Here is a 20,472-nt window from a genome sequence, read left to right on the forward strand (position 1 = left end):
AACACCGTCCTTCGCGAATGAATTCGCCCCTACCCCGCATTAGCTCAGCGCTTCAGCCGCAACCTCAGCCGGCGAAACAATACTGGTCTTCATGCCCCGTGAACGCCCGGAACTCAGATAAGCAGCAATCGATTCTTGCGTCACCTCACCGAGGAACACCCGCTCGGCATCCAGCACCGGCAGCCAGGCGCGGTTGAACTCGTACATGCGCGACAGCAGGATGCGCAAGTGTTCGTCGTAAGCGGCCGTGGCGTTGAACTCGCTCAGGAACTGGGCGCAGGTGCCCTGCTGGCGATGCAAGTCGCGACGACGCACGTACCCCAGTGCCTTGTTCTCGGCATCGGTGACGACAATGTAGCGACGGTCGTTTTCGTCCATCACTTCCAGCGCATCGGCCACCGGAGTTTCCGGGCTCACCGACGGTGCGTTGTCGGCAGCATCTTCGGCCTTGACCAGCAGCAGGCGCTTGAGTGTGCTGTCCTGGCCGACGAAGTTGCTGACGAACTCGTCCGCCGGGTGCGCCAGCAAAGTGTCCGGGTGGTCGATCTGCAACAGCTTGCCCGCCCGGAAGATCGCAATCTTGTCACCCAGCTTGAGGGCTTCGTCGATGTCGTGGCTGACCATGATCACAGTCTTGTTCAACGCACGCTGCATCTCGAAGAACTCGTTCTGGATCATCTCGCGGTTGATCGGGTCGACAGCGCCGAACGGCTCGTCCATCAGCAGCAACGGCGCTTCGGCCGCCAAGGCACGAATCACTCCGATGCGCTGTTGCTGACCACCGGACAGCTCACGGGGATAGCGATGCAGATACTGCTTGGGCTCAAGCTTGATCATGCTCATCAGTTCGCGGGCACGGTCGTGGCAGCGTTGCTTGTCCCAGCCGAGCAGCTTGGGCACGACCACGATGTTTTCTTCGATGGTCATGTTCGGGAACAGGCCGATCTGCTGGATCACGTAACCGATGTTGCGGCGCAGGGTCACTTCGTCCAGGTCGGTGGTGTCTTCGCCATTGATCAGCACCTTGCCGGAGGTCGGCACGATCAGGCGGTTGATCATTTTCAGCGTGGTGCTCTTGCCGCAACCCGAAGGCCCGAGAAAGACGCAGATCTCACCTTCATTGACGGTCAGGCTTACCGAGTCCACGGCTTTGACGTCTTTGCCGTTGGAGGTGAAGGTTTTGGTCAGATTCTGAAGTTCGATCATTTGAGCAATCCTTTTGGAGTCAGGGTGCGTTGCAGCCATTGCAGGAGCAGGTCGGCGAAGATGGCCAGAATGCTGACCAGCACTGCGCCGACGATCAGCATCGACATGTCGCTGCGGCTGATTGACGCGAGAATGAGTACGCCCAGGCCACCGGCACCGATCGTGGCGGCGATGGTCATGACACCGATATTCATCACCACGGCGGTGCGCACACCGGCGAGGATCACAGGCACGGCAATCGGCAGTTCAACCATGCGCAGGCGCTGGCCGAAGGTCATGCCGATACCTTTGGCAGCTTCGCGGATACCCGCATCCACACCCGTCAGGGCCAGGTAGGTGTTGCGCATGATCGGCAACAGTGAATAGAGAAACACCGCCGTGATCGCTGGCAACGGGCCAAGGCCCTGGCCGAATTTGGAATAGAACGGCAGCAGCAGACCGAACAGGGCAATGGACGGCACCGTCAGCAGCACCGTGGCACTGGCTTGCAGCGGCCCGGCCAGCGTCGGAAAGCGTGTCATCAACACACCGAGGGGAACACCCACCACAATCGCCAGGCTCACGGCGATACCGACCAGGGTGATGTGCTGCCAGGTCAATTGCATGACCTGAGCCCAGTCCAGATGGGAGAAGGCGCTAAAGAAACTCATATCGTCTCCTTCCTTATTTGAGTGGATGCTGGCGCAGGAAATCTGCGGCGACTTTGGCGGGGCTTTCATGACCGACATCGACGCGGGCGTTAAGCTCGATCATGGTCTGGTTATCCAGAAGGTCAGCCAGCGGCTTGAGCAGCGTGGCGATTTCAGGATGGGCATCCAGGTACTCCTGGCGAATCACCGGCGCGGCGGTGTAATCCGGGAAGTAATGCTTGTCGTCTTCCAGCACCTTGAGCTTGAAGGCGTTCAGGCGTCCGTCAGTGGTGTACACCAGCCCGGCGAACACCTGCCCGTTACGCAAGGCGGTGTAGACCAGTCCGGCGTCCATCTGCCGGGTATTCTCGCGACCGAGATTCATGTCGTAATGCTTGACCATGCCGATCAGCCCATCGGAACGATTGGCAAACTCGGTGTCCAGCGCTACGACATGACCCTCTTTGGCTTCGTCCTTGAGCACCCTGGTCAGGTCGCTCATGGTGTTGACCTGTGGATACTGATCGGCAATTTTCTGCGGCAGTGCCAAGGCATAGGTGTTGTTGAAGCGGGACGGGGAAAGCCAGACCAGGCCTTTCTTTGCATCCACTTCCTTGACCCGTGCGTAGGTCTGCTCGCTGTCGAGCTTTTCGTCGATATGGTTGTAGGCCACCAGCGACACACCGGTGTACTCCCATAACAGATCGAGTTGACCGCTTTCCTGTGCGCTGCGGGCCAGGTTGCTGCCCAGGCCGCCGGTGATCTGCACGTTGTAGTTCTTGGTGCGCAGGTATTGCGCGGTCAGTTCGGCGAGCATGGTCTGCTCGGTAAATACCCGTGCGCCAATGCGCAGCAAGGGTTTTTCTGCTGCCTGGGCAAAACTGCTGAACAGCAGCCCGAGGCCCAGTAACAAAGCTAGCTTTTTCATGGAAGTTCCTTTCTCTCAGCGGCTCAGGCCGCGCTCCAGCCAGATGCGACTCAACAGAGAGACCAGGCCATCAAGCACCAGAGCGAGCAACGCCGTACACGCGGCACCCAGCAGCAATTGCGGCTGATTGTTCAGGGCAATACCGGGGAAAATCAGGCTGCCAAGGCTGTTGGCACCAATCAGGAACGCCAGCGGCGCGGTCCCCACATTGATCGCCAGCGCCACGCGAACACCGCCGACGATGATCGGCACGGCATTGGGCAGCTCGACACGCAGCAACACCTGACGCGGTGTCATGCCGATGCCGGTGGCGGCTTCCTTGAGTGAACCCTGAACGTTTTTCAGGCCTTCGTAGGTGTTGCGCACGATGGGCAGCAACGAGGCGAGGAACAAGGCGAAGATGGCTGGACCACTGCCGATCCCGAGAATCCCGAGAGCGATGGCCAGAACCGCGAGGGGTGGAACGGTGTTGCCAATGTTGAATATCTGCATGAAGCGTTCGGCTCGGCCGACCATGTTCGGTCGGCTGAGCGCAATGCCGGCAGGGATACCGACCACGACAGCCGCCAACATTGAAACCAGAACCAGAACCAGATGGGCCTGCAGGTAAAACAGCAGATCATCCTTGTACTTCATAAACGTATCGATGCCGATCCAGTGGACCAGCAGGGCCAGGAGTACGATGCCGACCGTACCTCCCAATAGCCCCTTGCCATAGCGATTAGCCACGGGCGGACTCCTTATTTCAGTCGGCGAACGCGCTGCCTGTGACGCCCGGTAATGAGCGCCTGCAATAACGTTCGCGAAGAGCAGCAGGTGGATCGCCAGTGAGGATTTTTCCTCGGCGAATACACAGGCCATGAGCGCAACTTCGTCAAGCTAACTTGCTGATTTATCAGCTCTTGATGCCGGCCTTACATAGCCTGTTACAAGAGAGTGGACGTCTCCACGGTCTGAAAGGTTCCCACGGGAGATGCTATTTGGCCACCCTGAATCGACTGAACGGTTCGGTTATTGGCTTGAGTTGAGCTATAATCTGCGCCCTTTTTTTGACTCTCTTTCAGGCGATTTCCCATGACCCAACAGGCCGCCGAAGTCGCGAAACGCCGCACTTTCGCCATTATTTCCCACCCGGACGCCGGTAAAACCACCATCACGGAAAAACTGCTCCTGATGGGCAAGGCCATTTCCGTCGCCGGTACGGTCAAATCCCGTAAATCAGATCGTCATGCCACATCCGACTGGATGGAAATGGAGAAACAGCGCGGCATCTCCATCACCACTTCGGTCATGCAGTTCCCGTATCGCGATCACATGATCAACCTGCTCGATACCCCGGGTCACGAAGACTTCTCCGAAGACACCTATCGCACCCTGACGGCAGTCGACTCGGCGCTGATGGTTCTGGACGGCGGTAAAGGTGTAGAGCCTCGCACCATCGCCCTGATGGATGTCTGCCGCCTGCGCGACACGCCTATCGTCAGCTTCATCAACAAACTCGACCGCGACATCCGCGACCCTATCGAGTTGCTGGACGAGATCGAAGCCGTCCTGAAGATCAAGGCCGCACCGATCACCTGGCCGATTGGCTGCTACCGCGACTTCAAGGGCGTCTATCACCTGGCTGACGACTACATCATCGTCTACACCGCCGGTCACGGTCATGAGCGCACTGAAACCAAGATCATCCAGAAACTGGACTCGGACGAAGCCCGTGCTCACCTGGGCGACGAGTACGACCGTTTCGTCGAGCAGCTGGAACTGGTGCAGGGCGCCTGCCACGAGTTCAACCAGGAAGAGTTCATCAACGGTCAACTGACTCCGGTGTTCTTCGGTACTGCACTGGGTAACTTCGGTGTCGACCACGTGCTTGATGCCGTAGTGAACTGGGCGCCCAAACCTCTGGCGCGGGTTGCCAACGAGCGCAGCGTAGAGCCGGTCGAAGAGAAGTTCAGCGGTTTCGTGTTCAAGATCCAGGCGAACATGGACCCTAAACACCGCGACCGTATCGCCTTCATGCGCATCTGTTCGGGCCGCTACGACAAGGGCATGAAAATGCGCCATGTACGTCTGGGCAAGGATGTACGGATCGGCGACGCACTGACATTCTTCTCCTCCGAGCGCGAGCAACTGGAAGAGGCGTATGCCGGTGACATCATCGGCCTGCACAACCACGGCACGATCCAGATCGGCGACACCTTCACCGAAGGCGAAAGCCTGGGCTTCACCGGTATCCCGCACTTCGCGCCGGAACTGTTCCGCCGCGTACGCCTGAAGGATCCGCTCAAGTCCAAGCAACTGCGCCAGGGCCTGCAACAGTTGGCCGAAGAAGGCGCAACGCAGGTGTTCTTCCCGCTGCGCAGCAACGACATCATCCTGGGCGCAGTCGGCGTGCTGCAGTTCGATGTGGTCGCCAGCCGTCTGAAGGAAGAGTACAAGGTCGAATGCGCCTACGAGCCGATCACCGTCTGGTCAGCCCGCTGGATCGACAGCGGTGACAAGAAGAAACTCGAAGAGTTTGAAAACAAGGCTGTGGAAAACCTGGCTCTGGACGGCGGCGGTCACCTGACCTACCTGGCACCGACCCGCGTCAACCTGGCCCTGATGGAAGAGCGCTGGCCGGACGTGAAATTCCGCGCAACCCGCGAACACCATTGATCTGAATTCGCCTGCCTCAGTCACAGTGCGCAGGAGTAATGCAGATCAGTTAAGGCCATAAATCACTTTGTGGGAGGCAGCTTGCTGGCGACTTCAGCGTACAGACGCAGAATATCTGCCGGTTTTCACGCCTTTTCGCCAGCAAGCTGCCTCCCACAAGTTTTGCTTGCACCTTAACTGATCGGCATTAGTGCGTAGCGACTTCAGTCGCGAATGCACGAGCCCAAAAATTACTTGCAGGCGTACTGCGCCAGCTTTTCCTGCATGAAATCCAGAAAGCACTGAATTCTCAGCGCCAGCTTCGAGTTGCGGTAGTACACCGCATGGATGGGCTGTCGATACCCGCTGTGGGCATCGGCCAGCACAACCTGAAGACGCCCCTCACGAATATCTTCGTGGGTCATGAAGTGCGACAGGCACACGATCCCCTCTCCCGCCAGTGCAAGGTGACGCAATGTGTCGCCACTGGATGCTGACAATGCCGGCTGAATCGGCCAGCGATCTCCACCCGCATGACGCAGCGGCCAGTTATTCAGGGTTTCGCTGTGGGAGAACCCCAGCAACGTATGGTTCGCCAGTTCCTCGACCGAGGTCGGTACACCATGTCGCTTCAAATAATCCGGGCTGGCCAGGATATTGAGCGGGGTACATCCCAGAGAGCGGGCATGCAGGGTTGAATCGGCCAGAGTCCCGATGCGGATGGCGATATCGGTGTTCTGCTCAAGCAGATCGATAACCAGATCATTGCTGTTGAGTTCAAGCTGGATGTCCGGGTACAGCTGGCGAAACTCGGCCACGTAAGGCACGATCGAGTGCAGCATGAACGGCGAAGCGGCATTGACGCGCAAACGTCCGGACGGTCTTTGTCGGGACAGGGACAGATGCTCTTCCAGATCCTCCATCTGCTCAAGAATCTGCCGGGCTCGCGCCAGAAAGAACTTGCCCTCCTCCGTCAGATCCATGCGCCGCGTGGTGCGGTTGATCAGTGTGGTTTCCAGCTTGGCCTCAAGGCGCGCCAGGGTCCGGCTGACACCGGAAGGTGTTTGCCCCATGTGCTCGGCGGCGGCAGAAATCGACCCGCTTTCGATCACCGAAACAAAGACCTGCAATTCATCGGACCTGGCTTTCATTGTTGCCCCCAGCTCAAAACAGACTGGATATTAGCGCCGTTCGTTCGCTGCCGTGGGAGCGGATTCATCCGCGAAATAAATCAAACCCCAAACACTTGAGCCAGATGCGCCTCATAGCGCTTCACATCGCTGTCGATATCCGGGCGCTTCATCACATCCACCGCCAGGAAAGTCGGCAGGCCGGTCATGCCCAGAAACTGGTTGGCCTTGTGAAACGGGAAGTACACCGCGTCCACGCCCCTGGCTTCAAAGAAATCGGTCGGGTCGTCGAAGGCCTGCTGCGGCGCATTCCAGGTCGCGGAGATCATGTACTGCTTGCCTTGCAGCAAGCCGCCACTGCCGTATTTCTGCGAAGCGTCGGAACGGGTACGACCGTCGTTGGCGTACAGGCTGCCATGCCCCTCGGTGAAGACTTCATCGATGTACTTTTTCACAGTCCATGGCGCGCCCATCCACCAGCCAGGCATTTGCCAGACCACGACGTCGGCCCAGAGAAACTTCTGCACTTCTTCGGCCAGGTCGTAGCCGCCGTCGATAAAGGTTTCCTTCACGTCGAAACCGGCACGGTCCATGAAAGCCACACCGGCTTCATGCAAGGTTGCGTTATAGCGGCCTTCAGAATGCGCGAATTGTTTGCCGCCGTTCAGGAACAGGATCTTTTTCATGTCAGCCTCATGGATAAATGCTTGAAAACCCGACCCGCCGAAAGCCGGATTGAAAGTCAAAAACAATGGGCCGCAGGATAAAGAAACACGTGCAAGTGAGTAATGACCCGTCAGGCAAAATACTTTTGCCTGAAAGGCACGAATCAATCATCAATTATTGATTTAAAAAGGGTCAGCCTGCTATCAACAAATGCAGCCCAAGCGCTCCCATCCCGATAAAGAACACTCGCTTGAAAACCAGGGCGCTGATTCGCTGGCGAAGCCATTGGCCCAACAACATACCCAGCAAGGCCGGGATCAGCGCCAGCAGTGACGCCCCCATTTCACCGCCACCCAGTGCCCCGTTCCACAGCAAGCCTGCCGCCAGCGCCAGTGTCGAAACGGTGAACGACAACCCTAGCGCCTGCACCAGTTCATTACGCTCCAGCGACAACGCTTGCAGGTAAGGCACAGCTGGAATCACGAACACGCCGGTGGCCGAAGTGATGATCCCGGTGATGAAACCGCATACCGGCCCAAGCCAGCGTTCGGTCCTGGCGGACACCTTGAAAGTCGGCAGAAACAGCCCGCTCAGCGCATAGAGCAGCAACGCCCCGCCCAGTGCGCGAGTCATCGAATGCCCGCCGCTCATGCCCAGCCAGAACGACCCCAGAAATGTGCCGATGACGATCAGACTGAGCATTGGCCACAAGCGCCTGAGCAACGGCTTCAAGTGGCCACCTGTCGCCAATTGCCAGATGTTGGTGAAGGTAGAAGGAATGATCAGCAGAGCCGCAGCCTGTGCCGGCAACATAGCCAGCCCCAAAAGCCCCATGGCCACTGTCGGCAAGCCGAGCCCGATCACACCCTTGACCGTTCCGGCCAGGAGAAAGGTACCGATCACCAGAGCGGTAAGGCCCCAACCGGCAGTTTGATAAAAATCCAGGAATGTATTCATGGCCCTATCCTGAGCCAGCCGAATCGTTTTGAATATCTGTCTTGCACCAAGCCTGCCTCAAGCAAAGACAGAGGCTGAACCTATCGATCGCAAGCGCGAGGCTCACCATGCACTTCGATTTCATTGACTTGCGGCTGTTCCTGAATGTCCTTGAAGCCGGCAACATCACTGCTGGCGCGGCACACAGCCATTTGTCACTGACATCGGCCAGTGCGCGGATCAGGGCGCTGGAAGCTTCACTCGATACGCCTTTGCTCGAACGCGGCAGACGTGGTGTCACCCCGACTCCGGCAGGCAAAGCCCTTGGGCAGCATGCGCGGCTGATCCTGCAACAGGTCGAACGCATGCAGTTCGATCTGGCGGACTACGCCAAGGGTTTCAAAGGGCAGGTCCGGCTACTGTGCAACACCTCGACGCTCAGCGAACACCTGCCGGAATTGCTGGCCAGTTTCCTGGTCACTCACCCCAATATCGATCTCGACCTGGAGGAACAACCCAGCTTGCGCATCCTGCATGCCGTGCGCCATGGTACGGCCGATATCGGCATCATTTCCGATGCGATGGACGCCAGCGACCTGCAGACCCGACCATTTCGCGATGATCCTCTGACACTCATCATGCCGGTGGATCATCCACTCGCCACCCTCTCCGCAGTGCGTTTCACACAAACTCTGGATAACGAATTCGTTGCCCTGTCGGCCAGCAGCGCCTTGGGTATCTATCTCGAAGAACAGGCGCTGCACGCCGGCAAGCGCTTGCGCATCCGGGTTCGTGCCGAAGGCTTCGACGGCGTCATCCGCATGGTCGCCCATGGCGCCGGGCTGGGGATCGTGCCGCAGGCCGCCGTGAATCGCTGGCAAGGTCCAGAAACATTCAAGGCGTTGCCGTTGAGCGATGCCTGGGCTGATCGAAAACTGCTGCTGTGCGCAACGGACTTCGACTCACTGCCAGGCTATGCCAAGGCATTGTTGACGTTTCTGGACCCTGGGCATTTTTACTCAGTACCCCAGTGATAACCCTGTGTTGCGACGCGGGTCGTTGGCCCCGTAGAAACGGTTATTGCCCACCGGTTTGCCTTCCAGCGAAGGTGCGCCGACCAGGATTGCAGCAACGTGGTTGAGCGGCTGAGGCCCTGCAAACTTGTGCCCCCAGCTTTCGAGGATCTTGAGCGTATCCGGGCTGACGGCGAACGCCTCAAGGTTGGTGGTTTCCGGCTGCCATTGCTGATGGAAGCGTGGTGCATCGACGGCTTCCTGAATGTTCATGCCGTAGTCGATCACGTTGAGCATGGTCAGCCAGGTTGCGGTAATGATCCGGCTGCCGCCCGGCGTGCCGACCACCATGACAACCTTGCCATCCTTGGTGACGATGGTCGGGCTCATGGATGAAAGCGGCGTCTTGCCCGGTGCGATGGCGTTGGCTTCGCCCTGCACCAGACCGAACATGTTGGGCACGCCCACCTTGGTGGTGAAGTCGTCCATCTCGTCATTGAGAATGACGCCGGTCTTGCTGGCCATGACCCCGGCACCGAACCAGTTGTTGAGGGTGTAGGTCACCGAAACCGCATTGCCCCATTTATCGATGATGGAGTAATGAGTGGTGTTATTGCCTTCATGGGGCGCGACGCCCGGTTTGATCTTGTTGGAGTCACCGGCCTTTTGCGGATCGATGGCCTCACGCAGTTTGGTGGCGTAGTTCTTGTCCAGCAGGTGCTCGATGGGATTCTTGACGAAATCCGGGTCGCCCAGATAGCTGTTGCGGTCGACATAGGCATGACGCATGGCTTCTATCTGATAGTGCGTGCCCTGGGCCGAGCGATAGCCCAGCTCTTTCATCGGGTAGCCTTCAAGGATATTCAGCATCTGGCAGATGACCACGCCGCCCGAGCTGGGTGGCGGTGCCGAAACCACGTGATAGCCACGGTAGTCACACTCGATGGGCGCAAGCTCGCGGGGCTTGTAGTGATCGAGGTCAGCCTGGGTAATGATGCCCTTGCCGGCCTGGCTGGAATCCACCAACGCCTTGGCGACCCAACCTTTGTAGAATCCGTCGTTACCCTTGTTGGAGATTTCCTGCAGGGTCTTGGCCAGATCCTTCTGCACCAGTTTCTGACCGACTTTCAGCGGCTCGCCCTTGTCCAGGAAGATCGACCCCGAGTCGGCCATATCCGCCCTGAACACATCAGTGGCCGTCGACAGCAGATCGACATCGCCCTGCTTCAGGACAAAGCCGTCCTCGGCGAGCTTGATGGCCGGAGCAATCACGTCCTCACGCTTGCGGGTCCCGTATTTGCTCAGCGCCAGTTCCATGCCCGCGACTGTTCCCGGCACGGCCACAGACAAGTGACCTTTGGAACTGAGATCAGGAATGACATTGCCCTGCTTGTCCAGATACATGTCGGCAGTGGCCGCCAGCGGAGCCTTTTCGCGGAAATCCAGGAACGTCTTGCGCCCGTCGGCCAGTTGAATCGTCATGAAACCACCGCCGCCCAGGTTGCCTGCTGCGGGGTAAACCACTGCCAGTGCATAACCGACCGCCACGGCGGCATCGATCGCATTTCCCCCGTCCTTGAGAACATCGACACCCACGTGGGTCGCCAGATGCTGGGCGCTGACCACCATGCCGTTTTCGGCGGCGACCGGTGCCTGAGAGGCGGCGTGAACAGGGGCGTAAGCCAGAATGAGTGCTGTCGCGATCAGCGACCTGGAGAGGGGTTCAAACTTCATGTCGTTCCTTCTTTTTCTGAGTCGGGGGACGTTTGGCAAGCGTCATGCAAAACGCCTCAAGGCCGTATCCGGCACTCTTGCGCGGGCCAAACGCCGTCCAAAGTAGCGGTTCCTGCCGCCCCTGCCAACAACCGGTCCAACGTGCGACTCAGCGATCACTGCGTTTATGGGATAAGATCGCGTTTTAAAATGAGAATCATCCATATCTTCATGCGCCAGTTTTCTTCCCGGGAAATACGATGACGTCCACTGTCGCAGCCCCGCGCATTCTGGTCGTCGACGACCATCGCAAGATCCGCGACCCGCTGGCCGTCTATTTGCGCCGCCATCAGTTCGAGGTGCGTACGGCAGAAGATGCCGCTGGCATGTGGCAGTTGCTCAAGCATCAGGCATTCGATGTCATCGTGCTGGATGTCATGCTGCCCGATGGCGATGGCTTTGAACTGTGCAGCAAACTGCATCGACGCGAGAACATTCCGGTGATTCTGCTGACCGCTCGCGACACCTCCGCCGACCGGGTTCACGGCCTGGATATCGGTGCTGACGATTACGTGACCAAACCGTTCGAGCCTCGCGAACTCGTCGCGCGGATCAACAGCCTGTTACGTCGGCGTGGCACAGGCCAGAGCAGAGCGAGCAGCGCGCTGCCGCCCGCCGACACATCGGATCTGAAGCAACGTTATGAGTTCGCCGGTCTGAGTTTCACCGCCAGCAACAGCACGCTGATACGTCTCGACGGCTCGGCTGTGAGGCTCAGCACAGTAGAAAGCCGGCTGCTGCAGGTACTGCTCGCCAACCCCAATATCATTCTGAGCCGCCAGCGCCTGATCGATCTGACAGCCCGCCCCGGCACTGAAGTGTTCGACCGCGCCATCGACCGGCAGATCAGCCGCCTGCGCCGCAAACTCGATGACAACCCGCTGGAGCCGGACTTGCTGCGCACCATCTGGGGCGACGGCTACATGCTGGTCGCCACTGTCACCTTGCCCGACGCATGAAGCTGCTGCGACGTTTATGGCCCAGGCGCATGGCCCATCAACTGGGCGTCTTGCTGCTGCTCGCGCTGCTGGCTTCCAATGCCATCGCCATGCTTTATCTGCAACGTACCGGCGCCCTGATTCACCCGTTGTCACGCACACTGGCCATTGAACGGCTGATCACCGCCTATCATGCGGCACAGGGTTTATCCGCCGAAGATGCGTCGCGCCTGCTGACTTCAATGCAGACACCTGACTCGCACTTCTGGGTCGCCAGCAGCGCCATCGCCGATGCCAGTGATATGCGCCCGGAAGAACATCGCATGGTCAGCGACCTGAAGAAACGCCTGACCCTGCCCGCCGATGCTCTCATCGGCATGCAACTGGAACGCATCAGCGGAGGCCCGGCACGCGAGCATGTTTTCGTGGCAGCCGGTTGGGCACCGCTGAGGTTGCGTACCAGCATCGGGCTGCCTGAAGGCAAGCAGTTGAACGCCATCCAGCATCCGGCCGGGGGTTACGAATGGGGCCGCATGCTGGCCTATACCTTGCCGGTCACCACCATTCCAGTGTTGTTGATCGTGATCTTTTTCATGCGGCGCGTGGTGCAGCCGGTCAAGACACTGGCGCAGGCGACCGAGCGGGTCAGTCGCGGAGAATGGATATCACCCTTGCCGCTTTCAGGCCCGCAAGAGGCTCGCGACCTGACAAAAGCTTTCAATGTGATGCAGGAACGCATCGCCCGGCATGTCGAAGGCAGGACGCGAATGCTCGCCGCCATCAGTCATGACCTCAATACGCCCATCACCGAACTGCGCCTGCAAATGGAGTTGCTGGAAGACAGCCCCGAGCGCGACGACATGCTCGAAAGCCTCGATGAACTACGCGCCATGGTGCGCGAAACGTTGAACTTCGTGCGCGGTGATGCGGTGCAGGAAGCGACAGTCAGAATATCGCTGACCGCCCTGCTCGACGACCTCGCCCGCCGCTACCAGAGCATGGGCCAGCCAATAGGCTGGGAACGCGGGCAAGAAGTCTATTGCCACTGCCGCCCACTGGCGCTCAAACGAGCACTGACCAACCTGATAGACAATGCCTTGCGCCATGCGGGGGATGCCACTGTGAGCCTTACTGTCGACGAGTCGGAAATCCGCCTGGAAATCCTCGACCACGGGCCGGGGATCGAACAGGACTGGCTGACCCAGGTGTTCGAGCCCTTCGTGCAATTGAGCCAGAGCGGCGCGGATAACACCCAGGGCGGGCTGGGCCTTGGCCTGGCCATCGCACGCTCCTGCATCCAGGCCCATGGCGGCGAACTCACCCTGGAAAACCGCCCGCCTGCGGGGTTGTGTGCGGTTGTAAGGTTGCCCTCTGTTCGCGAATAAATTCGCTCCTACCCCGCTCGCCGTGGGAGCGAATTCATTCGCGAAAAGCTCAATCAGAACCGCACTGTCGTACTCGCCCACAACGTACGGCCATAGTTGACGGTGCCATAGGTTTCGTCATCCAGACGTCGGTCGGTCACGTTATACAGCGCGCCATTGAGCGAGACATTTTTGGTCAGTTCATAAGACCCGCCAAAGTCAGCCGTGGTGTAAGCCGGTGACGCTTCGTCGGTGATGGTGTTGCCGTATTCCTTGCCGTAGTAATTGGTCGCCGCCCACAGTTGGGTGCGGTCGTTCAATTGCCATTCGGCACGCAGGTTGGCTTTGCGCTCCGGCGTCAGGGCCAGTGGCGCACCGGCGTTGGCGCCGCTCTTCTGCTCGGAGTCGGTATAGGTGAAGTTACCCTTGATCGCGACGGCCGATGTCACATCCCAGCGACCATTCAGCTCGACGCCCTGGATGACCGCTTTATCGACGTTGACCCGGTCCATTACGGTGAAACCGTTCCAGACCTCTGTGGTGGTCACAGTCGACAGTTTGTCCTGGAAGTCGTTGTAGAAAACGGTCGCACCAGCCGACAGGTTATTGCGGTTGGACCACAGCGCCGACAGTTCGTAGTTGGTGCTGGTTTCCGGCTTGAGGTCCGGGTTGCCGAACATCACGAAACGGTTGCGTCGCAGGTAGGAGTATCCCGGAACCACGGCACGCACTTCAGGTGCCTTGAAGCCACGGGCGACACCGCCCTTGAATGTCCAGTCATCCGTCGCACGCCACACACCATAGACCCGCGGGCTGAAATGCACGCCGTACTGTTCGTGGTCGTCCATGCGCAGGCCGGTGGTCAAAGAGAACGTATCGGTCATCGACCATTCGTTTTCGGCGAACAGCGCCCTCTGCACAACGGAGAACTCGTAGTTCCTGCGATCACCCAGCCCCTGGTTCCAGTCGGTGACCGTGGTGTCGTTCCACTGCATGCCAACCGTGGTGATGTTGTGCTCGGTCGGCATCACCAGCTTGGCGTCGAATACGGTGTTCTCGACCTCAGGCTTGCGGCCCAGCACATCGGTCTGGGTCGAGTCGGCCAGACCTTCACGGCTGGATTTCTCGTAGGCCAGCGACACATCGGAAGTCGCCCAGCCCCAGCGGCCCTGGTGGGAAATAGACCAGTGATCGCGGTTGTTTTCCTGCTCGCGGGTCGCCCAGTTCGCACTCAGGCCATCGCCGTTTTTCAGGCGGGTCGCACCGGCTTCCAGCAGGATCTCGTGGTCGGCGTTCGGGGTAATCGCCAGGCGCGCCGTGAGGTCACGGTGGTCTGCCTTGCTGAAGCCGTTGGTTTGTTCGATATCGTCGTCAGCCTGACGATCCAGATAACGTCCCCAGACCTGCAAGCCCAGCAGGTCTTCCTTGATCGGGCCGCTGAGGTAGAACTGGGTCTGGCGAGCATTGCCCTGATCGCTGTGCTGACGAGCCGAGTAATCGTAGGTGATCGAACCGCCCCACTCCGGCGTCACCTTGCGGGTGATGATATTGATGACGCCACCGATGGCATCGGAGCCGTACAGCGAAGACATCGGGCCGCGTACCACTTCGATTCGCTCGATGGCTTCGGCAGGCGGAATGAAACTCTGTTCGTAGCCGCTGTTGCCGTTGACCCGGGATTCGCGAGCGCTCTGGCGCTTGCCGTCCACCAGGATCAGCGTGTAATCGGCAGGCATGCCACGAATGGAAATATCCGTCTCGTTGGCCCCACCGTTGACCGTGACACCTTCGACATCACGCACCGCATCGGTCAGATCACGAAAGGATTTCTTGCGCAGATCGTCACCGGAAATGACGGTCATCGAGGCGGGTGCATCCTCCAGGTTCTGCTCATAACCGGCAGCCGTTACCACCACGTCTGCAATCGACAGCACATTGGCCGACTCTTCGGTTGTGGCCTGCTCTTGTGCATGCACCTGACCCGAAGCCAGACACGCCAGCGCAAGTTTGATCATTACAGCTGAAGGCCGTAGACGGAGAGGAGAATGCATGGAACGTCCTTACGATTCAAAGAAGTAAAAGAGAATCGTATGCATCTACATTCACAAAGGTTGGACAAGATGTGACAAATGAAGAGAACCACTCTCTGCTTGCCAGAGATTCCCTGTCTCGCTGGCGGGATGGCTCTTCCTCTGCTGAGTGAAGTTTCCGAGAAGGTCACGCCCTATTGCGCCCCGGAATCGGCCTCTCTAGGCTCTTGCGACCTGCTTCATTCACCTTCGAGTTGCCCATGCCCGACATAAAACCGTTCATCGTCAACGAAGCCCTCAGCCAGCAGGATGTACTCAACCTCGCTTCCGATCTGCTGCGTTGCATCATTGCCACCGCCAATGAAGCCAGTGAAAGTCATAACCATGACCTGACAATCTCGATCCTGCATCTGGCGCAAATGGCCAAGGCCATGGTCGACCGCTCACTGGATTCGATGGTGGCTTGAGCCCTGCGGGCTGCGCTTTACTCCTTCCTCAGATACCCCTCGACTATCGCTGAAAAATCCTTGTTGCCATCACCCCGCAGACTCATCGCCTGATAAAGCTGCTGGGCAAGGGCACCAAGGATCACCGGCTGATGCGCTGCCTTGGCCGCTTCGGTTGCCAGGCCCAGGTCCTTGAGCATCAGCTCTGCGCCAAAACCGCCGGTGTACCCTCGCGAAGCCGGTGCGGTTTCCACGATCCCGGGCCAGGGGTTATAGAACTCTGAACTCCAGCAACGCCCGGTCGAACTGTTGATGATCCCGGCAAGCACCTGAGTATCGATCCCCAGCGAATTGCCCAGTGCCATGGCTTCGGAAATTCCGATCATGGAAATGGCCAACAGCATGTTGTTGCAGATCTTGGCGATCTGTCCGGTACCGACATCCCCGCAATGCACGATGTTGCGGCCCATCTGCGACAGCACCGGCTTGAGCACGGCAAAGTGTGCGGCAGTCCCGCCGACCATGAACGTCAGCGTCCCGGCCTGAGCGCCAGCGGTTCCACCGGAAACCGGCGCATCGCCCACCACCACGCCTTGCTTGCCTGCAATGCTGGAGATTTCACGTATGGTCTGTGGATCGATGGTGCTGCAATCAACAGCCGGCACACCGGCAGCAATACCCGCCAGCACGCCATCTTCCCCCAGATAAACGCTGCGCACGTGGACTGCGGCGGGCAGCATGGTGATGACCAGTTCGCTGCCCTGAGCGGCATGTTTCGGGGTTTCACGAATACTTGCGCCCAGGGCGGCAAGCTCGGCCAGTACGGTCTTGTTCAGGTCACACACATGCAACTGATGACCGGCCTGAATCAGGTTGCGCGCCATGGGTGCTCCCATGTTGCCCAGGCCGATAAATGCGATTTTCATTGTTGTTCTCCTTGGCAGGTCGTCAGCTCGAAATACATCGAGTATAGAAGAGGCCTGCCAGGGGATTAACGCGCTCACATTGCAGACGGTTTCGATCCGTTACTGGCGCAACAAATCCGGGTTTTCGCCAAGGTCCCAGAACAATCCGGCAGCAGCCTTGAGGCCTTGTTCGACGATGCTTTCGAGCAAGTGCTCATCGGGCGCGTGCTGTTTGCAGGAAGGATAGGAATGCGGCAGCCAGACCGTCGGCAGCCCCAATACATCGGCAAAGCAATGGTTGGGAATGGTCCCCCCGAGGTTCGGCAAAATGCTCACCGGCTCACCCAGGCTCTTGCTGACCGATTGCTGCACAAAGCCCACCCACGGGTGACGCGGGTCCAGGCGGGTCGCGGCATAGCCGCCGTCGATCTGCACCTGAACATCCTGAAAGCCAAGGCTATCCAGATGCTGACGCAGGTTGCCCGCCAGCGATTGCCAGTCGGTCCCTTCGACAAAACGTAATTGGCAGACCGCTTCAGCCCGCCCCGGAATCGCGCCGATCACCTTGACCGTGTTGCCCGATGACAGACCGACCACTTCCAGCGCATTGCAGCCGAACAGTTTCTCGCCGGTTGTCAGTCCCGGTTCGCCCCACTCAGGGTTAAGCGTCGGGTCGAAACTTTCCCCGCCCACCGGCAAGTCGCGAATCAACGCAGAGACATGCTCGGGCATCGGCGCAGGTCGCAGAAAGTCGACCTGCAACTGCCCTTTGGCGGACACCAGACTGGCCAGCGCATGCCCCAGCACAATCGCCGGGTTGGTGATGATGCCGCCCCAATTGCCAGAGTGTCGGCTGCCATTGCCGGTATCCAGGCTCAGCCGGAACTGGCATACACCCCGAGAGCCGAGAAACAGTGTCGGCAGGTCATGGCGTACCCGCGGCCCATCGGAAGCCAGAAACAGGTCGGCGCTCAATTCTTCGGCGTTTTCGCGGCAAGCCTGTTCAAGACCGGGAGAGCCCACCTCTTCGCTCATCTCGAAAATGATTTTCAGGTTGAAACCCAAGCGTCCATTGCGCGCTTTCAGGACCGCTTCCAGCGCCGCCAGGTTGATGCTGTGCTGACCTTTGTTATCGGCAGTGCCACGGCCATAGATGCGCCCGTCCTTGACGCTGATTTGCCAAGGCGCGGTGCCTTCCTGCCAAAGTTCGTCCTGGCCGCTGGTGACGTCGCCATGCCCGTAGGTCAGCAGCGTGAGCAAGGCCGGGTCTTCGATACGTCGGGCGAACAGCAGCGGCGGCTTGCCGGGTTGAGGATTCTCGACAAGACGGCAGGCGAACCCCAGTTCGGTCAGCAGCGGTTGCACCTCGCCAAGCAGGTAATCGCGCAATTGCGCAGCACATTCAGGGTTCTGGCTTTCGGTGCGCCGGGCGACCCGGCGGTTCAGATCTTCAAGAAAGACACCGCTGCTCAGGTTCTGGGCGGCAAGGGCGATGGCGTGTGCTCGGGTATTCAAATCGGGGCTAGGCATTGAGGTTCCTTTGACCAGGCATTCGGCGTCGGGAGTCGAAAAAGGGCGCTCGACCGACGATGAAATGCAGGGTAACGTTGCCACCTGAGTTGCAACAATTATCAAGTTCTCAAAGCATCATTGCTTTCAGGACAAACCAGACCTGCACATTACTGAGGCAGAAACGGAGCCCCGCATGCACGATCTGCCCTTGCGCTACTTCCATAGCGTGGCCAAGACCGGTTCGCTTTCCGCAGCCGCTGAAGAACTGCATGTTGCGGTCTCGGCGGTCAGTCGGCAGATCAGCAATCTGGAAGACACGCTGGGGCTGCAACTGTTCGAGCGTAAACCCAGAGGCATGCAGTTGACGGAGCCCGGCGAACTGCTGCTCGCTTATGCCACCCGCAATGTGCTGGAAGTCAAAAACGTGATCGCTGAAATGCGCGGCGTGAACACCTTGCAGCAACACAAGATCGCGCTGGCATGCCCGGAAGGTATGGCGTGGGAGTTTCTGCCCAGAGTGACGGCGGAGTTTCGCAACTTTCATCCGGGTGCAAGCTTTGACATGCAGGTCGTGGACTCTGCGCGTGCCTCGCAACTGGTCAAGGACGGCGCAGTGGATATCGCCCTGACCTTCAGCCTGACCCCCACCATGGGCGTCGAAATCGCCCTGAGCTGTGAATCGCCGATCAGCGCCCTGATGCCCGCCAGCCATCCACTGGCCACGCGCGAATCATTGACCGTGCAGGACCTGCGCGAGTATCCGCTGGCCCTGTCCCAGCCCGGTTCGACCATTCGCTATCTGTTCGACATCGCCTGCAATCTGCATGGGATCAATGTGGTTCCGACTTATACCAGCCAGTCGCTGGGGGCGATCTATACGATTGTCCGTTACTCGCGAGATGTCATTGCGCTGTGCGGCACGGCAACGGTCAGTGGCGCGACAGGCCGTGACAATCTGGTACTGATCCCCATGAGCGACCCACAGTTGCGTCAGCGCAGCCTGCAGGTCCAGATCATGGCCGGCCGCAAGCTGCCGGTGCTGCAGCGTTACTTCCTCAGTTTTCTGGAAGAGCAGTTGCTGACTGTGAGCAAGCCAGCGGCTACCAGAGGCTGACGGTGTAAGTCAGGATCAAACGGTTCTCTTCGTACTGTGAAGTATCACGCACGTTCACGCCGATGTTCATCCAGGTAGCGCCGAACCCTTTGAGCGGGCCGTCCTGCTGCACGTAGCTGAGGATGGAAGTTCGCTCTGTTTCATGGCTCTGCTGACCGAGGTTGATGTCATTGCCCTCCATCCAGCGGGCCATCCATTTCAAGCCTGGAACACCCACTCCCGCAAAGTCATAGTCGTAGCGCACTTGCCAGGAACGCTCGCCCGGTTTGACGAAACCCAGCGCCGACCAGTTGATCAGGTAAGGCGCGGGCGCATAGCTGTTGAAGGTCGGGAACGTGTCCTGCCCGAGCATGCGTTGATAACCTGCGCCGAACGTGTGATTGCCCTTGAGCAGGCTGAACATCAGGCCATAAGTCCGGTTATCGACTCTCCCGGAAAGCGCCTGGCCTTCTTCTTCGGTGTTGTAATAACGGACATCGGTCTTCAACGCGAAGCCCGCGCCCAAAGGCATCTTGTGCGCGACACCGAGGTAGTGCTGACGATAGATATCTTCGAGCAGGGCGTAGAAATAGGTACCCGACAGGCTCGGCGTAAAGGCATAACTCACACCCGCGAAGTTCAGCCCGTCGCTGGACTGGGTCGGTGAATCACCCCATAGATAAAGGTCTTCGCGGTTTGAGGACTCACGACCGGTGATGCTCCAGAAGCGTCCGGCTGTGAGGGTCAGGTCCTTGACCTCACGGGACTCCAGCATCGCGCCTTCGTAGCTGGTCACCAACTGGCGTGTCGGATCATACGAAGCAATCGGCAGGTTCGGGCGCTGATTGCCGATGCGCAATTCGGTTTTCGAGTAACGAACCCTGGCGGTTGCGTTGGCTCGACTGTAGTCATGCACCGGGCTGCCATCGGTTTGCACAGGTAACGCACCATCGGGCGCCCGCGCCCTCTCACCGTCAAGGCGATAGGCAAAGTCGCTGCCCAGGTCCAGACCGAATTGCAGCGGCCCCTCGGTGTAGCCGGATTTGAATTGCAGATCGAAACCCTGCGACCAACTGCCGGTGCGGGACTTGGGAGCATTCTCCTGCTTGAAATCACGATCCACATAAAAGTTGCGCAAGCCCAGTGTCAGGTGGCTGTCGTCGAAGAAATCAGCCTGGGCCGTGCCTGTTGCGCACACACCTACGGTTGCCGCCACTGCGCACTTGAATCGCAAATCGAACATAACCCACTCCAGAAACGTCTTGT

At 58.9% G+C, this 20,472-nt stretch carries 18 protein-coding genes; 6 read left to right on the forward strand and 12 right to left on the reverse strand.

Annotated elements, in window-relative coordinates:
- Positions 1-39: 39 nt before the first annotated feature.
- From Q6A51_RS16775 to Q6A51_RS16790, 4 genes are read right to left on the reverse strand one after another with little or no spacing between them, the layout of a single operon-like run.
- Positions 40-1,206 carry an osmoprotectant ABC transporter ATP-binding protein OsmV gene (locus Q6A51_RS16775; RefSeq protein WP_201020111.1) on the reverse strand — a complete coding sequence of 389 codons (1,167 nt, stop codon included), beginning with the start codon at positions 1,204-1,206 and terminating at the stop codon, positions 40-42.
- Positions 1,203-1,856 carry an ABC transporter permease gene (locus tag Q6A51_RS16780; RefSeq protein WP_201005626.1) on the reverse strand — a complete coding sequence of 218 codons (654 nt, stop codon included), beginning with the start codon at positions 1,854-1,856 and terminating at the stop codon, positions 1,203-1,205. The genes Q6A51_RS16775 and Q6A51_RS16780 overlap by 4 nt, the downstream gene beginning before the upstream one ends.
- Positions 1,857-1,869: 13 nt before the next feature.
- A complete protein-coding gene (locus Q6A51_RS16785) occupies positions 1,870-2,763 on the reverse strand; it encodes a glycine betaine ABC transporter substrate-binding protein (RefSeq protein WP_304575307.1) in 894 nt (297 codons plus the stop codon).
- A 15-nt stretch (positions 2,764-2,778) separates the two neighbouring features.
- Positions 2,779-3,492, reverse strand: coding sequence for an ABC transporter permease (locus Q6A51_RS16790; RefSeq protein WP_201005628.1), 714 nt, complete (start codon positions 3,490-3,492; stop codon positions 2,779-2,781).
- A gap of 345 nt (positions 3,493-3,837) precedes the next feature.
- Here Q6A51_RS16790 and Q6A51_RS16795 point away from each other — a divergent pair, with 345 nt between their 5' ends.
- Entirely contained in the window at positions 3,838-5,421 is a 1,584-nt protein-coding gene (locus Q6A51_RS16795; protein ID WP_304575308.1) for a peptide chain release factor 3, read from the forward strand.
- 230 nt (positions 5,422-5,651) lie between these two features.
- On the opposite strand, the gene Q6A51_RS16800 is transcribed toward Q6A51_RS16795, so the two are convergent.
- From Q6A51_RS16800 to Q6A51_RS16810, 3 genes are all read right to left on the reverse strand, one after another.
- On the reverse strand, positions 5,652-6,551 hold the full coding sequence (locus Q6A51_RS16800) for a LysR family transcriptional regulator (RefSeq protein ID WP_304575309.1): 900 nt from the start codon (positions 6,549-6,551) through the stop codon (positions 5,652-5,654).
- An 80-nt stretch (positions 6,552-6,631) separates the two neighbouring features.
- Entirely contained in the window at positions 6,632-7,216 is a 585-nt protein-coding gene (locus tag Q6A51_RS16805) for an NAD(P)H-dependent oxidoreductase (RefSeq protein ID WP_201020108.1), read from the reverse strand.
- A 172-nt stretch (positions 7,217-7,388) separates the two neighbouring features.
- The gene (locus Q6A51_RS16810; RefSeq protein ID WP_201020107.1) at positions 7,389-8,153 is read right to left on the reverse strand and encodes a sulfite exporter TauE/SafE family protein; all 765 of its coding nucleotides are present in this window, start codon (positions 8,151-8,153) and stop codon (positions 7,389-7,391) included.
- A 107-nt stretch (positions 8,154-8,260) separates the two neighbouring features.
- Between Q6A51_RS16810 and Q6A51_RS16815 the strand changes: the two genes are divergently transcribed.
- Entirely contained in the window at positions 8,261-9,166 is a 906-nt protein-coding gene (locus Q6A51_RS16815; RefSeq protein ID WP_304575310.1) for a LysR substrate-binding domain-containing protein, read from the forward strand.
- Here Q6A51_RS16815 and ggt read toward each other — a convergent pair.
- Positions 9,152-10,879 carry a gamma-glutamyltransferase gene (gene ggt, locus Q6A51_RS16820; RefSeq protein ID WP_304575311.1) on the reverse strand — a complete coding sequence of 576 codons (1,728 nt, stop codon included), beginning with the start codon at positions 10,877-10,879 and terminating at the stop codon, positions 9,152-9,154. The genes Q6A51_RS16815 and ggt overlap by 15 nt on opposite strands.
- 239 nt (positions 10,880-11,118) lie before the next feature.
- Between ggt and Q6A51_RS16825 the strand changes: the two genes are divergently transcribed.
- Together Q6A51_RS16825 and Q6A51_RS16830 are read left to right on the forward strand one after the other, a co-directional pair.
- Positions 11,119-11,877: a response regulator transcription factor gene (locus tag Q6A51_RS16825; RefSeq protein ID WP_304575312.1), complete on the forward strand. Its 759-nt coding sequence runs from the start codon at positions 11,119-11,121 to the stop codon at positions 11,875-11,877.
- Positions 11,878-11,906: 29 nt separating this feature from the next.
- Positions 11,907-13,241 (forward strand): ATP-binding protein, encoded by a 1,335-nt coding sequence (locus tag Q6A51_RS16830; protein WP_304575313.1) that lies wholly within the window; start codon positions 11,907-11,909, stop codon positions 13,239-13,241.
- 53 nt (positions 13,242-13,294) lie between these two features.
- Here Q6A51_RS16830 and Q6A51_RS16835 read toward each other — a convergent pair whose 3' ends face one another.
- A complete protein-coding gene (locus tag Q6A51_RS16835) occupies positions 13,295-15,271 on the reverse strand; it encodes a TonB-dependent receptor domain-containing protein (RefSeq protein ID WP_304575314.1) in 1,977 nt (658 codons plus the stop codon).
- Positions 15,272-15,510: 239 nt separating this feature from the next.
- Here Q6A51_RS16835 and Q6A51_RS16840 point away from each other — a divergent pair, with 239 nt between their 5' ends.
- A complete protein-coding gene (locus Q6A51_RS16840) occupies positions 15,511-15,717 on the forward strand; it encodes a DUF6124 family protein (protein WP_304575315.1) in 207 nt (68 codons plus the stop codon).
- A gap of 17 nt (positions 15,718-15,734) precedes the next feature.
- On the opposite strand, the gene mmsB is transcribed toward Q6A51_RS16840, so the two are convergent.
- Positions 15,735-16,622 (reverse strand): 3-hydroxyisobutyrate dehydrogenase, encoded by an 888-nt coding sequence (mmsB, locus tag Q6A51_RS16845; RefSeq protein WP_201020101.1) that lies wholly within the window; start codon positions 16,620-16,622, stop codon positions 15,735-15,737.
- Positions 16,623-16,721: 99 nt separating this feature from the next.
- Positions 16,722-18,116 carry a M20 family metallopeptidase gene (locus tag Q6A51_RS16850; protein ID WP_374063468.1) on the reverse strand — a complete coding sequence of 465 codons (1,395 nt, stop codon included), beginning with the start codon at positions 18,114-18,116 and terminating at the stop codon, positions 16,722-16,724.
- 190 nt (positions 18,117-18,306) lie between these two features.
- On the opposite strand from Q6A51_RS16850, the gene Q6A51_RS16855 reads away from it, so the two are divergent.
- Positions 18,307-19,227 (forward strand): LysR family transcriptional regulator, encoded by a 921-nt coding sequence (locus Q6A51_RS16855; protein ID WP_201020099.1) that lies wholly within the window; start codon positions 18,307-18,309, stop codon positions 19,225-19,227.
- On the opposite strand, the gene Q6A51_RS16860 is transcribed toward Q6A51_RS16855, so the two are convergent.
- Positions 19,214-20,449: an OprD family porin gene (locus tag Q6A51_RS16860; protein WP_304575316.1), complete on the reverse strand. Its 1,236-nt coding sequence runs from the start codon at positions 20,447-20,449 to the stop codon at positions 19,214-19,216. The genes Q6A51_RS16855 and Q6A51_RS16860 overlap by 14 nt on opposite strands.
- Between the last annotated feature and the right edge of the window lie 23 nt (positions 20,450-20,472).

This window comes from Pseudomonas serbiensis, assembly GCF_030580745.1.
GTDB classification, from domain to species: domain Bacteria; phylum Pseudomonadota; class Gammaproteobacteria; order Pseudomonadales; family Pseudomonadaceae; genus Aquipseudomonas; species Aquipseudomonas serbiensis.